This window comes from Salinarimonas ramus (genome assembly GCF_014645695.1).
Classification (GTDB): domain Bacteria; phylum Pseudomonadota; class Alphaproteobacteria; order Rhizobiales; family Beijerinckiaceae; genus Salinarimonas; species Salinarimonas ramus.
In genome coordinates, this window is the sequence record NZ_BMMF01000012.1 from 204,277 (window position 1) to 217,461 (window position 13,185).

Annotated in this window: 11 protein-coding genes and 1 pseudogene; 7 read left to right on the forward strand and 5 right to left on the reverse strand. The window is 68.0% G+C overall.

Translation table 11 applies throughout. From position 1 onward, the window contains the following. Positions 1-3: 3 nt before the first annotated feature. From IEX89_RS19160 to IEX89_RS19180, 5 genes are all read left to right on the forward strand, one after another. Positions 4-1,071 (forward strand): extracellular solute-binding protein, encoded by a 1,068-nt coding sequence (locus IEX89_RS19160; protein WP_188914860.1) that lies wholly within the window; start codon positions 4-6, stop codon positions 1,069-1,071. Next, on the forward strand, positions 1,068-2,831 hold the full coding sequence (locus IEX89_RS19165; protein ID WP_188914861.1) for an ABC transporter permease subunit: 1,764 nt from the start codon (positions 1,068-1,070) through the stop codon (positions 2,829-2,831). The genes IEX89_RS19160 and IEX89_RS19165 overlap by 4 nt, the downstream gene beginning before the upstream one ends. Before the next feature lie 1,051 nt (positions 2,832-3,882). After that, positions 3,883-4,125: a FitA-like ribbon-helix-helix domain-containing protein gene (locus IEX89_RS19170; RefSeq protein ID WP_188914862.1), complete on the forward strand. Its 243-nt coding sequence runs from the start codon at positions 3,883-3,885 to the stop codon at positions 4,123-4,125. A gap of 30 nt (positions 4,126-4,155) precedes the next feature. Beyond that, positions 4,156-4,587 (forward strand): PIN domain-containing protein, encoded by a 432-nt coding sequence (locus IEX89_RS19175; RefSeq protein ID WP_188914863.1) that lies wholly within the window; start codon positions 4,156-4,158, stop codon positions 4,585-4,587. 683 nt (positions 4,588-5,270) lie between these two features. Further along, on the forward strand, positions 5,271-5,822 hold the full coding sequence (locus tag IEX89_RS19180) for a hypothetical protein (RefSeq protein ID WP_188914864.1): 552 nt from the start codon (positions 5,271-5,273) through the stop codon (positions 5,820-5,822). Between the two features lie 30 nt (positions 5,823-5,852). On the opposite strand, the gene IEX89_RS19185 is transcribed toward IEX89_RS19180, so the two are convergent. The 4 genes from IEX89_RS19185 to IEX89_RS19200 all read right to left on the reverse strand — a co-directional run bounded on the left by IEX89_RS19185 (position 5,853) and on the right by IEX89_RS19200 (position 10,462). Beyond that, positions 5,853-6,626, reverse strand: a complete 774-nt coding sequence (locus IEX89_RS19185; protein ID WP_188914865.1) for a transposase — start codon at positions 6,624-6,626, stop codon at positions 5,853-5,855. Between the two features lie 431 nt (positions 6,627-7,057). Beyond that, positions 7,058-7,837, reverse strand: coding sequence for a hypothetical protein (locus tag IEX89_RS19190; protein WP_188914866.1), 780 nt, complete (start codon positions 7,835-7,837; stop codon positions 7,058-7,060). Positions 7,838-7,947: 110 nt separating this feature from the next. Next, complete coding sequence (locus tag IEX89_RS19195) at positions 7,948-9,876, reverse strand: AAA family ATPase (protein WP_188914867.1); 1,929 nt, start codon at positions 9,874-9,876, stop codon at positions 7,948-7,950. A 262-nt stretch (positions 9,877-10,138) separates the two neighbouring features. After that, positions 10,139-10,462: a hypothetical protein gene (locus tag IEX89_RS19200; protein WP_188914868.1), complete on the reverse strand. Its 324-nt coding sequence runs from the start codon at positions 10,460-10,462 to the stop codon at positions 10,139-10,141. A gap of 407 nt (positions 10,463-10,869) precedes the next feature. On the opposite strand from IEX89_RS19200, the pseudogene IEX89_RS19205 reads away from it, so the two are divergent. After that, a pseudogene (locus IEX89_RS19205) lies at positions 10,870-11,103 on the forward strand (transposase); the annotation flags it as partial. Positions 11,104-11,236: 133 nt separating this feature from the next. Continuing rightward, positions 11,237-12,274, forward strand: a complete 1,038-nt coding sequence (locus IEX89_RS19210) for an IS110 family RNA-guided transposase (protein ID WP_188914869.1) — start codon at positions 11,237-11,239, stop codon at positions 12,272-12,274. Between the two features lie 301 nt (positions 12,275-12,575). On the opposite strand, the gene IEX89_RS19215 is transcribed toward IEX89_RS19210, so the two are convergent. Beyond that, the coding region (locus IEX89_RS19215) for a DUF4214 domain-containing protein (RefSeq protein WP_188914870.1) at positions 12,576-13,185 on the reverse strand (610 nt) is incomplete at its 5' end.

The following is a 13,185-nucleotide window of genomic DNA, read 5'->3' on the forward strand; positions in this document are numbered from 1 at the left end:
ATCATGACCGAGAAAAAGCCTTCCCTCGTCACCCGCCGAGACTTCGGCCGGCTCGCGCTGGGCGCCTCGACGATCATCGCCGCGCCTGCCATCCTGACCCGACCGGTCCGGGCCCAGATCGCGCCCGGCTCGCGCCTCGTCGTCGGCATCTGGGGCGGTGCACAGGAGCGCATCACGCGCCAGTTCATCGCCGAGCCCTTGATGGAGCGATACGGCGTCGAGATCGAGTACGTGCTCGGCGGCACGCCCGAGCGCCGCGCCCGCGCCTATCAGGAGCGTGGTCGTCCGAGCTTCGACGTGATCTATCTGAACATCTTCGAGAGCCGCCAGGCGGTGAAGGACGGCGTCACCCAGGCCGCCCGCGACATTGAGAACTCCGACGATCTCTACGAGCTCGCGAAGCTCGGCGGCTACGGTGTGGCCTTCAACGCCGTGACACCGGTCTACGACGCCACCATGGTCGATGCGCCGATGACCTCCTGGGCCGATTTCTGGCGGCCGGATCTCGCCGGCAAGATCGCCTGGCCGACCTATCCCGGCGCGCAAGGGACGGCGGCCCTGCTGATGGCGGCCCGGCTCAACGGCGGCGACGAGTACAATATCGATCCCGGCTTCAAGGCTGTCGCCGAGCTCAAGCCGTTCGCCGCGTTCCAGGGATCGCAGGCGCAGCTCTACGGCATGTTCGACGCCGATCAGGTCGCGGCGTCGGCCGAGTTCGGCTCCTTCACGCAGAAATACGCCGACACGCAGAACCCCGACATCATGGTCTCCAAGCCGAGCGAGGGCATGCCCGTCGCAATGAACGTCGCCTGCATCACGGAGGGGACGGAGAACCAGGCGCTCGCGGAGGCATGGGTCTCGCTGCACCTCTCGGAAGCCTGCCAGCGCGCCTATGCCGAGGAGATCTATTACGGCCCCACGATCAAGTCCCTCGAGCTGCCGCCCGAGCTCGCCGCCAAGTGCGTCTACGGCGAGGAGGACGTGGCCAACCTCATCGATTTCGACTGGGAGCACGTGATCGCCCAGCAGGGCGCCTGGTCGTCGCGCTTCAATCGTGAGATCCAGTCTTGAGACGAACCGACGACATCGCGTCCGGAGCCGGCGCCTCGCGCGCCGTCTCCTCTCCTGCGCGCCCGGCGCGCCGGCGGCGCGCGCCGACGGCGTTGCTGCTCGCCCCGATGGGCTTGTGGCTCGCGATCGGCTTCGCGGCTCCGATGCTGACGGTGACGCTCCTGTCGCTCCAAGCCGAGACGGGCGTGTTCGCCCCGGTGTCGCTGGTGCCGTCCCCTGCGCAGTTCGCCGCCGTGCTCGGCGACGTCTACTACCTCGGCATTCTGTTCCAGACGCTCTGGACCGGGCTCGCCACGGCGTTCCTGTCGGCGGTGCTGGGCCTGCCGCTCGCGCTCTGGCTCGCCTCGCTGCCCGCTCGCTGGCAGCCGCTGGGCGTCGCGCTGGTGCTGATCCCGCTCCTGACGAACGTCGTCGTTCGGTCGATCGGCTTTATCCTGTTCATGGCCTCGAACGGGCCGCTCGCCAGCCTGACGGGCATCGATATCCTCTTCACCCGCGCCGCGGTGATCGTCGCGCTGACGCAGGTGTTCATGCCGTTCCTCGTGATGGCGCTCTTCGATGCGCTGTCCACCCGCGACGCCCGCATCGACGAGGCCGCCTCGTCGCTGGGCGCGACGCCGACCGACCGGTTCTGGCACGTGACGCTCCCCATCGCGCTCCCCGCCTTGAGGGCGGGGGTGACGATCGTGTTCCTCCTCTCCGCCACGGCGTACGTCTCGGCGACCCTGATCGGAGGCGGAAAGGTCTGGGTGATCGGCCGGCTCGTCTACGAGGAAGCGCTGCTCATCCAGAACTACCCGCTCGCCTCGGCGCTCGCGCTCGTCCTCCTGGCGGCCTGCCTCGCGGTGACGTGGCTGCTCAACGTCGTCTTCGCGCGAATGACGCCGTGGCTTCAGCCGCAGGAGCGTCGTGCGTCGACGGCGGGACCGGGCGTGACGCTCCCCCCTCGGCTGCGCCGCGCCCTCCGTGCCGTGGCCCCCACGGTCCGCTTCGCCCTGCTCGCGATGGCACTCTTCCTGCTCGTCGGGCCGCTCGTCTTCGTGGCCGTGAACTCGGTCAACGACGTGCCGCAAGCGACCGCAGCGGCGTGGCGGGGTTTCACTTTGAGGTGGTACGTGCAGATCTTCTCGGAGGGCTCGAACTACATCGACGCCGCCATCCTCTCGGCGCAGCTCGCCGGCATCTCCGCGACGTGCGCGGTCCTCGTCGCGCTGCCCGCGTCCTTCGCGTTGGTGCGCCGCCGCTCACGTGCCGTAACGGTCGCCGGAGGGCTCTACCTCCTGCCGCTCGCGCTCCCCGGCATCGCGCTCGCGCTGGGGGTGCTGCGGCTGCTGCAATGGTTCTACGCCATCCCGCCCTTCCTCGGGCTTGTCGTCGTCCATGTCGTGCTAGTGGCGCCCTTCACGCTTGTCATGCTGCGCGCGGCCGTCGATAGCCTCGACATCCGCTTGGAGGAAGCCGCCGCGTCCCTGGGCGCGAGGCCGATGCGCAGCTTCGTGCTCGTCGTCGTGCCTGCGCTCGCGCCGGCGCTGTTCGCATCGGGCGTCATCGCCTTCCTCGTATCGTTCGGCGAGGTGACGGTGACGGCCTTCCTCACCACCGCACGCATGCTCACCTTGCCGGTTCGTATCTACGCGGACGTGCAGTTCGACGTCGAGCCGACCGTGAACGTGATCTCTGTCCTCACGATCGTCATGACGGTGCTGGCGCTCGCGGCGGTTAACCGGATCGTCGGGCTCGACAGGGTGTGGAGACGGTAACGGCGACTACGCTTTCTTGCCGCCCGGCGCGCGCCGGCCCTGAACGTCTCCGAGCGTCGCGCGGGCCTGAGCGCAGGTTACGACCGATCCGTTCGGTTAACGCGAGATGAGAGAACGAGACGAGGGCCGCAGAGCCGTGCGCGTCGGTTGACCTCGACTGCACCGACCTTCCCGAAAACGACCGACCGTGCCGAAAGTGGCCGTCCGTCATCGGGCTCAAGGAGGGTGGATCGGCGCGACGTGGGCCTGAAGAGGCACGCCAGCACGCCTCGTCGCACGGGGGGCCCTCGCATCGACGACGATGACACGACCAGACCGGTTTGTCGGCAGCGGGCGTCGACGACCAAGCATCTCCAGATCAGCCGGACGGTCTTCGACTCGAGAGACCTGTCGTTCGCTCCCGTGATCCGTACCGGGGCGTCGATCGGGTCACGGCGACACCTTGTCGATGTGGACCTCGCCGAAGGGCGAGCGTTCCCATACGTCGCACTATACGAGGTGCCGAAACGGGACCGCCGACCGACCCCGAAGGCCGACCAGCGCCCGAAACCTGTCGGTCCGCCCGCGAGTGAGGCGATCACCTTCGGCCTTGGAGGCCGCGAGGACCAAGGTCCCGTGAATGCGGCGTTGGTAGCGACCCGCGCGCGAGATTCGCGACTTGGGTCGTCCGCCCGCAGCGGGACGATGCCACCGACCACTTCACATCCTCTCCGTACCGCGCCTCATCCGCTCAGTCAAGCGGATATCTGTTCGTTATCCGAAAATCTTTGCCGCCGACACACGGCCGCAATGGAACGTGCCCGGCGCTCGTTGTCGCGCCAGGGCAGTTCGCGACGTTGGCAGCCCATCGAGCATCTTGCCGCCCCGGGCGTAGCCCTCGACCGCGGCGTGCTCTGAGTCGCCCCACGCCGAAGCCACGTGCGTGTGTTGGTCGTCGGCGACGGCGTCAAGGTTCGCACCCCACCATCCGGAAGCCTTAGGCAGAGCGTCAATTGCGCTTGATAGCATTGCAATCAACGCTTAAAGAAGTGAAGGATCACGGAGGGGGCCGATGGCCAGCATCACAATACGTAATCTCGACGACGAGCTGAAACGAAGGCTGCGCATTCGCGCGGCCGAGCACGACCGCTCTATGGAGGAGGAAGCACGCGAGATCCTGCGTCGGGCCGTCCAAATGCCAGCCACTCGAGAAAACCTCGGCGCGGCGATCCATCGCCGCTTCGCCGCGCTCGGCGGAGTGGAGCTCGAGCTGCCGCCGCGCGATGCGATGCCCGAACCGCCAAGTTTCGATTGAGGCGCACTCTTCTGGTGAGGTCCCCAGACGATGATCGTGATCGACACCAATGTCGTCTCCGAGCTCATGCGACCTCGCCCGGCTGCGGCCGTTCTGCGATGGTTCGCAACATGGGATCCCGCCGCACTTCATCTCACCGCCGTCGGGGAAGCCGAACTCCGACGCGGCGCGGCGGTCCTCCCGCGGGGTGAGCGACGCGAGCGATTGCTCGCCGAGATCGATGCGATGATCACCGTCGATTTCGCCGGACGCGTCTTGCCCTTCGACAGCGCCGCCGCCGTCGCGTTCGCCGCCGTTTTCGCCGCCCGACGCGCCGTTGGCCGGCCGATCGGTTTTCCCGACTGCCAGATCGCGGCGATCGCCCGCGCGCGCGGTGCCGCTGTAGCGACCCGCAACGTGGCTGATTTCGAGGGCTGTGGCATCGAGGTCCACGATCCGTTTCTCGAGGCAGACGATCGCTGACGGGCAACGGTGCGAGCCGCCTGCCGTCGCCGCACGTGCGAGGCTCTCCGAGACTCGATCGTGTGACTGCGCGGACCCGAACTCGTGCGCCGGCTTCACACGGGCTCCGCCTCGGGCGTGAATGGCCGTCGGCATGCAAGGCATCAAGGTCCCGAGTGCCGCGGCGTGCAGGACACGGCACGCCTCCGATCCCAGCCCGCTTTGAATTTCGCGGCCGTTCGCCCGTCGCCGACGCGGTCTCGAGCTCTGCCGCAGAGGCGCTTTCGCCCCCCGCGCGAAAATCGAGAGCCGCAGCTTTCCGCGGGCCGGCGATAGATCATCACGCGACGTTCGCTGTGCGGGTCGTGGGGGTCACAAGATCCTCGGCGACAGATCGCGCGCTCCTCTGTTCAGAGGCTCGGCTGACGGCAAATCGAACGAGTTCGCCGAAGTGGCGTGGCACCGTGTCGGGGTCGCGAGAGGACGACATCGAGCTTCGCCGTCTTGGTCCGCTCGTCGGGCCTGGTGCGAGAGCCGGTCGGCCTGTCACGGCCGCCGATGGAGGGCCACGATCGGTAAAGAGCGATGCATCGCAGTATCTGGTCATTCATGAATATCCGTAGTTTCTCAAGCTACAGCGACTCTTCCTGTGGATACGCGGATAACTATGCGCTATCCGAAACTGACAACAGGGAGATCACAGAATGCCGATGGAAAACTCGTATGCGGAAAGCCGCCATTCCAGGAGCGAGGCGAACGCGAGCGCCGCGCTCGGCCGCGCCGATGTGCCGACAGGCGACGATCGTCATCCCTTCGTCGATGGCGGAGGGTTCCAAGTTCCCGAGCGCTATTTCGCCTGGAACGGCGAGGTCTGGTATGAAACCGACGAAGCCGACCCGTACGCCGTCGAGGCGGCGGTTGGGTTCTTCAGGGTCACATTCGCGAACGGAGACGAGTGGGCGTCCGTCCTGACCGAGGTGCCGAGACGCGACGTGACGATCGATGTCGAGGAGGAGGCTCACGACCTCATCGTTGCCGCGCGCCGCGCGATGAGATGCGACCATCCGGAAGTCGTCGCCGTCGCGACGTCGATCGCCGCCAGGGTGTACGCGGCGACCGGATGGCGATTCTTCGAGGTCGAGGAGAAGTCGAACAAGCGCGCGGTCGTCTCCGAGATCGACGCGGCGGACCTTTATGTCGAGCTGCTCGAAGAGTTCTACGAGCCCTATCCGATCTTGGGTGTCACCGTCGGTTGAGGACGTCGGCCGGTACTGGTCGCGTGCGGCTCAGCGTCGGGGGCGAAAAGCCTTCACGCGCGGCCGCATGCCTTCGGGGATCATGCTGCACCGTTGCTCGACGAGTGGTTCGACCAGACGGTCCACGACCCAACGCACATGAGGCCCGTCGCGCGGGTTGATGATGCTCCAGATCGTCGATCGCGGGGGAAAACGTGCAGGCAACGCCGACCAACTCGCAGCCGTCGTAATCTTGAACACATAAGCATCGATGATTTCTCGTAGATCGGTATTGGGACCGACTTTGACATAATCTAGTAGTATCGGTTCGAGATGCGCCCATTCCTGATCGGTCATCGCGTCGCCGGGCCCCGGACCCGTTTCCGGTCGAAACATCGGGTGCAGGAACTGGGGTTCTTCGATCCGGGTTTGCCGTTCGCGCCGCGGCGGCAAGACGTCGTGAGCGCGCCCATCGAGCGACGCGTGGATCGCGTCCGCGATCCTTCTCGCTTTGTCCGACGGCCCCAGGTGGAGCGTGCGTCCATTGCCGACCGGCTCGAGCGCTACGATCCATGCGTGTCGAGGGTCGTCCGGCGAACGCAGCTGCTCGATGTGCTTGCGAACCGCGCTGTAGGTCATCCCCATTGAAGCCGCGATGCCGGCGATCGTAACCGGTCTGCCCCGGCAATGGGCGGCGAGCACCTGAAGAAGGACGCTAGCACCGGCGAGGCTCATCCCGTCGGCTTCGCGATGGAGGACGTCGACCGCGTCGGCGAACCGAGCGATCGCCGTCGATATCTCTGGGTCGATCGGGCTCTGCTTCACAAAGCGCGTCTCCGTCTCCGCGATCCGTATCGCGGCGTTCGGAATAACTCGCATCCCTTCGAACCGCAACGACCGAGGATCGGGACGATCTTTCGCACGACATCCCGCACCTCGATCATCTCTCGCGTGCCGGTACGCCGCGTATCGCAGCTGCGAAAGCATGGGCGTCGTCAGGGCACGTCGGAGCGGTCGAGCTTCAGGCACACGCATTCCGAAGCTCCACGCGGAACTCTCGCGCCATTTCACGGAGATATTCGATCGCCTCATCGTCGATGCGATGTGCTCTGACGCAGACGACGAAACACGCGATCGGCGGTGCCTCGAAGCATGATCGAACGCGCCGTTCGACCGGTGGCGCGTTCGATGGAAAGAGGCGTTGGCGCGCACGAGGCGGGCTCACCGCCGACGAGCGGCGGTGGCGCTTCGGTGCATTACAATTCCGAACTCTGCGGTATTCCGAGCAGGTCGGCGCGCGAACGCGACGGACGCACACCGTCCGCAGCGGGAGCGCCGAGTGTCGCCAGTACGGGCTCGACGAGCTCGGGAAGCACGGCTTCCAGCGCCGCGCGCAGGGTCGAGGTCGTCGCCGTGATCCAAGCGGCGATCGGAAGCTCGAAAGCCATGTCCAGCTCCGTTCCGAGGATCGTCATGGCCGGGTCGAAACCCGAGCCGCCGTAGACGTCGACGATCCTGACCTCGCAGGAGCGCACGTCGAGCTCGGGCGATTGCTGCGCGAAATACGCCCGACAGGTGGTGCGGGCGGCAAGCAGATCGCGCTCGATGAGGCGGCGCTTCTTGGCGTCGGTCTTGCCGCCGCCACGCTTGATCTGCAACGCCAAGAGGTGGCCCGTCCGCTCGTCGACGACGACGAGATCGGCGTCGGCCCAGCTTTCGATGCGATCGAGCGTGCGTACCTCCTCGCAGTGCCGCCCCGCGGTGACGAGCGCGCGGCCCTCGGCGGTGACCGGGAGGCGCATGCGCCGCAGAACGACGTAGCGCCCGGAGCTCTCGAGCGCGTCCGCGATCGCGCCTTCCAGGAGCGGGCCGTGGCGCTTGACGACCGAGCCGCAGACCGAGGTCAGGCGCGAGAGGGCGGTCGTGAGCAGGGGATCCTCGGGGAAGGTGGCCACGCAGGCGCTTTCGACCGCGGCCGTGATCCGCTGGAGCGTCAAGGAGCGGGCGCTCGCCGCACCGGGTATCTGGATGTTCATGATCAAGTCTCCGTTCGCAGAGTTCGTTTGTCGATGGGTAAATGAAGGGGAGGGCGGGACACCCGGAAGCATTGGCGCCCCGCTCGCCGACCGGGCTGGACCGGTCTCGCTCACGCGCTCGGGAGCGGGGAGGGCGGCTTCTCGCCGTGTGCGTCGACGAGCGCGCGCAGGCGCGCCTCGCCGATCACGCGGTCGGCGACGAGCGCCGTCGCGACGGCTTCGATTGCCGGAGCGTTGGCCCGGACGAGCTCGACGACGTGCCGCCACAGAAGGTCGAGCTGCCGCGAGACCGCGTCGCGTAGACCCGCGTCCAAGGGGAGGAGACGGTCGACGTGGTCCTCCTCGACGCTCAACAGGCGCTCGCCGAGCCCGTAGGCGCCCTCGAGCCGCGCGAGAAGGCGGGTCGCCGTCGCGAGGTCGGTCGACGAGCCGGCGCACGGACCACGGCCCAGCACCTCGTCCGCCGCCCGACCCGCAAGCGCGACCAGGACGACGCCGTGGAGGGCCGCCCGGGTCAATCGCCGCGGAAGCTCGACGCTCGCCCTGCCATGCGCGCCGGCGCTGCGCACGATCGACACGCTGCCCACCGTATGACCGAGAAGGCGGGCGATCACCGCGTGGCCCGCTTCGTGGAGCGCGACGAGACGCAGGTCCTCGCCCTCGAAGAGCGGATCGAGCGCGAGCGCCGCGGAGAGATCGGCCAGCGCGAGCGGGCGTTCCGCGTCGCGGGCCCTCGCCCGTGCATCGCGAACGGCGCGCGCCACGTCGGCGCCCGAGGACCCGAGCGCGAGATCGGCGAGAGGACAGAGATCCGCGCCCGCGAGATCGCCCGCGAGCTGCACCTCGAGGATCTGGACGAGCGCGTCTCGATCGGGCAGCTCGATCGAGATGTGGCGATCGAGGCGTCCGGCGCGCCGGAGCGCAGCGTCGATCATGTCGGGGTGATTGCAGGCACCGATGAGAACGATGCCGGGCGCGCTGGTGGCGCCGTCGATCGTCGACAGCAGCGCCGCCCGAAAGGACATCCACCAGGACCTATGCGCGCTCTCCTCTCGTGTGGGATCGACGATCGCGTCCGCTTCGTCGAGGAAGACGATCGACGGCCGCATGGCGAGCGCTGCATCGAAGTCGGCGCGCATCGCCTTGATCACGTGGTCGAGATGCCCGTCGCCGCTCGAAAGCCAGCGCGCGGCGCTCGTCGCGACGATCGGCAGTCCGCAGGAGCGGGCCAAGGCTTGCGCGAACAGGGTCTTGCCCGTCCCCGGCGGGCCGGACAGGAGGAGCCCGCGCGGGAGGTCCTCGAGGCGGATCCGTCCGGCCCGGTAGCGGCCGACCTCGCGCGCGAGACGCAGGCCCCATTCCTTCGCCTCCCCGTAGCCGGCGAGGGTCTCGAGAGGCGGAGCCTCGACCTCGCGGGTGCGGGTCCGGGCGCGGCGGGCCGCCTCCAGGCGGGCCAATGTAACCGGAGCCGTCGCACCGGGGCGGATGCAGGTTGCGATGTCGTCGACGGCGATGGCCGCGGCGAGGTCGTCCGAAACCCGCCCGGGGTCCTCGCCCGTCGCTTCCCGGATCACGCGTCGGAGCTGCCGACCCGAAAGTGGCGCGAGCGTCACGACCTCGTCGGCCGCGCGCATCAGGACGTCGGGCAGGCACGTGTCGGGCCGGTGCGACACACCGAAGACAGAGCAGCCCCGCGACAGGTCGACGGCGACCGAGCGCCGTTCGTCGTCGCGCGTCGTGGCCCTCGCGGAAGCGGCCGTCCGCGTCAGTACGGTCGGAACCCGGTCCTCGTCGCGCGGCTTGGCGCGGTCTTGAAGCGAATCGGCGAGCGCGCGCGCGACCGGTTCGCACCAGTCTGCACCGGGCGGGACGACGACGACGCACAAGGTGTCGCCGGTACCGGTGCGCTTCAGCAATCGCGAGAGCGGCGCGAGGATCAGGCGCGTCGACAAGGCTACGGCGCTCTTCGGCACGGGTCGTGCGCCGCCCTCGGCTGCGTCCTGCATGAGCGTGGGCTCGTCGTCATGTCCGTTGCGCATGCTCACCTCCCGCGACCGAGGGAGAAGCGCCAATGCGGACGCGACCCGGGATGCGGTCGCATCGTTTGGAGCGACGTCGTGGACGCAATGGGGTTTGCCGCGGCGCGCAGATCGCGGACGAGCGCGTGCGGCCGATGCGCGCCGAGGCGCGGTCTGTCGTCGATGATCATGATGGTGGCTCCTACGAACCGAGCCGAACGCGGCCCGTGCGTGTCGGGGCGGCGCCGGCGGGTTCGATCCAGTCTGGGGACGGCGACGACGGTCAGGCGGCGTAGGGCTCGTCCGCACCCGCGTCTTCGAGAGCCTCGTGATCGATGCACAGGTAGCCGGCCGCCACCACGGCCATCACCTTCGCGAGGAGACGCGCCTCGCCGAGTTCGACCGCGAGATCACCCAGGCTGCACAAGCCGCCGTGTTCGGCGATGCAGTCGAGCATGAATACGATCTCGGTCTCGGTCAGCCCGCTCTTGCGCGCGATCGCCGCGTCGGTGTCGCAGGAGGGACGATAATCGTCGGAAAAGCGGCAGGCCACGTCGGAAAGGCGCTTGCGCGAGGGCGCGGGGCCGCTGTAGCTGATCTCAGCCATCGGGGTATCCTCTGAACCAGGATGCCGGATGGTCAGGTCGTCGGGTCGGGTTGCCGCCCTCCCGGCGACCGCCCCTTCTGTCCGAAGACTTCGGGACGACCATCGGCGCGCCGCACGATGCGACGCTTATCGTAAAGCTAGGACCGGTGGCTGCCGGCCACAAGATCCGTTCTTGTTTATTTCGTTTTACTGGTTAACGAGACCATGCAGCCGGCGAGTAGCGCGCCGAGCGGCTGTCATCTTTCGCCGTCTACGAGGTCCGGTTCTGCCACGCCTCGGTCGCACATGCCGTCTCACCACCCGATCGACCCGAGGGGGGAGAGTGGTCGTGTCCCCGGTGATGGTGTAGCTCGACGGGATTGGAGCCGTCCGGCCGCGCGCCCTCCATAGCGCCGTAGTGGACAGACGGCTTCGCCGCCGAGCGGCCGATGGAGCTCGAGGTCGGCGCGCTGACGGGCGCCGGCTACGGGGAGAAGAGCGCCGAGCGGGTCGTGCAGCGCAACGGCTACCGCGACCGGGACCGGGAGACGCGGGCCGGCACGGTCGAGCTGCGCATCCCGAAGCTGCGCAAGGGCAGCTACTTTCCGGGCTTCCTGGAGCCGCGGCGCATGGCGGAGAAGGCGCTCACGGCCGTGATCCAGATGGGGTAACGGGGCCGGCGTCGAGCCCCTCTCCCCGGAAGCTGGGCGGGAGTGGCGGTCGTCCCTCAGGGCGATGGTGTCAGGTCACCGGCGTCGTGCTGTCGCACGCGCCAAGCATCATCGAGAGACGACCATGGAACAGTATGCCGGATTGGACGTGTCGTTGGAAAGCACCAGCGTGTGCGTGGTGGACGCCTCGGGGCACGTCGTGCGCGAGGCGAAGGTTCCGAGCAGGCCGCAGGCGCTGATCGTCTGGTTCGGCGAGCACGGGACGGCGATGGCGCGGATCGGTCTGGAGGCGGGTCCTCTCTCGCAATGGCTCTACGCGGCGATGAAGGCTGCCGGGCTGCTGGTCGAGCTGCTCGAGACACGGCACGTGCGCTTGGCGTTCAAGGCGATGACCATCAAGACGGACCGCAAGGACGCGCTCGGCATCGCGCACCTGATGCGGATGGGTTGGTTCCGGCCTGTGCACTGCAAGTCGGTCCCGGCCCAGGAGGTTCGAGCCCTGCTCACCGCCCGCAAGCTCCTGCTCGGCAGGCGGATCGACATCGAGATGAGCCTGCGCGGCATCCTACGCGGGTTCGGCCTGAAGGTCGGCAAGACGACGCCGAAGAGCTTCGATGACCGCATTCGTGAACTCACCGACGGCCACCCGGTCCTGACGGCGATCGCCGTTGCAATGCTCGCGGCGCGGCCGGTTATCATGAAGGCGTTCAAGGCGATCGAGAGCCGTCTCCTCGCCCAGTCGCGCCGAGACGAGCGGGTGCGCACGCTGATGTCGACGCCGGGCGTCGGTGCCCTAACCGCGCTCACCTTCGTCGCGGCGATCGACGATCCCGATCGGTTCGAGTCCTCCAGGATGGTCGGCGCCCACTTCGGGCTCACGCCGAGGAAGTACCAGTCCGGCGAGACGGACGTCACCGGCCGGATCTCGAAGGTGGGCGACCACGGCGTCAGGGTCGCCCTCTACGAGGCGGCGAACATCATCTTGACCCGATCGGCCAAGAACTCGGTGCGGAAGAGCTGGGCGCAGGGCGTGGCGAAGCGCGGCGGGATGAAGAAGGCAAAGGTGGCGCTCGCGCGCAACCTCGCGGTCGTGCTGCATCAGATGCTCAAGACCGGCACCCGGTTCTCCGCAACCGGATACCCGGCTGCTGTTGCCGCCTGAGGAGGGTCGATACACGAGACAAGGGTTCGAAGGGGCTCCACACTAGGCCCTTCGCGCAGGGTCCCCATGCCGGGACGAGAGAACGGTCAGGCCGCTAGGCCTCCAGCAGCGCTTGGGCGACTGCGTGTCTTCCAGATTGGTCTGCCGCTCCTCATCAGATCCCATCATGCAGCGGCCACGCGCCGACTGCGGACAGAAGCGAGACCTCGGCGGGACGGATCAGCGAGGAAGTGAGGGTCGACAGACAGAGGCCCGTTAAGGTGGCGCCGCGCGACCCGTCGCGCGGCGCCTCAAGGCGTCCTCACCCGAACGTCACGTCGCTGAGCAGGACGCCCTGCGCAAGCACCTCGGCGTTGTTGGCCACGTTCTCCGGGCTCTCGGTGAAGGAGGCGAGCACGTGGGCGCGCTCCATGCCGTCGGCCAGGCGGCCGAGCCAGAAGGCGCGGCCCTCCGCCTCGCCCGCGCGGGAGAGGATGTTCTGGTAGAGCGTGTCGACGAAGGTGGTGTCGGGGACCGTCGCCACCGGTCCGTAGCGTTCGGTGAATTCCCGCGACACGATGAAGTAGTCGGCGAAGTCTAGCAGCGTCCCCTGGCCCGACAAGGCGATGTCGATCCAGTAGGCGAAGCCCGCGTCGTCCGGCGCGCGCCCGAAGGCGGCGGCGTAGAGGCGGTAGATCGGGTCCGAGATCGGCGCGAGGTCGAAGGCGATGACGCCGTCGGTGAAGACGAGGCGCTCGATCGTGGCGAGCGTGTCCGCGCCCTCCGGCCCCGTGACGGCGTTCGCGAGACCGTCCGCGCCGCGGGTTACGACGTGGTCGGCCCGCGCGCCCGAATAGTAGGCGAAGTCCGTCCCGTCGCCGCCGAACAACGTGTCGTCGCCCATGCCGCCGGTGATGCGGTCGTTGCCGCCG

Excerpts from the sequence above, each read along its gene's own strand:
- IEX89_RS19160 (WP_188914860.1), top strand. The coding sequence starts at position 4 with ATGACCGAGAAAAAGCCTTCCCTCGTCACCCGCCGAGACTTCGGCCGG.
- IEX89_RS19170 (WP_188914862.1), top strand. The coding sequence starts at position 3,883 with ATGGCCAGCATCACAATACGTAATCTCGACGACGAGCTGAAACGAAGG.
- IEX89_RS19175 (WP_188914863.1), top strand. The coding sequence starts at position 4,156 with ATGATCGTGATCGACACCAATGTCGTCTCCGAGCTCATGCGACCTCGC.
- IEX89_RS19180 (WP_188914864.1), top strand. The coding sequence starts at position 5,271 with ATGCCGATGGAAAACTCGTATGCGGAAAGCCGCCATTCCAGGAGCGAG.
- IEX89_RS19190 (WP_188914866.1), bottom strand. The coding sequence starts at position 7,837 with ATGAACATCCAGATACCCGGTGCGGCGAGCGCCCGCTCCTTGACGCTC.
- IEX89_RS19195 (WP_188914867.1), bottom strand. The coding sequence starts at position 9,876 with ATGCGCAACGGACATGACGACGAGCCCACGCTCATGCAGGACGCAGCC.
- IEX89_RS19200 (WP_188914868.1), bottom strand. The coding sequence starts at position 10,462 with ATGGCTGAGATCAGCTACAGCGGCCCCGCGCCCTCGCGCAAGCGCCTT.
- IEX89_RS19210 (WP_188914869.1), top strand. The coding sequence starts at position 11,237 with ATGGAACAGTATGCCGGATTGGACGTGTCGTTGGAAAGCACCAGCGTG.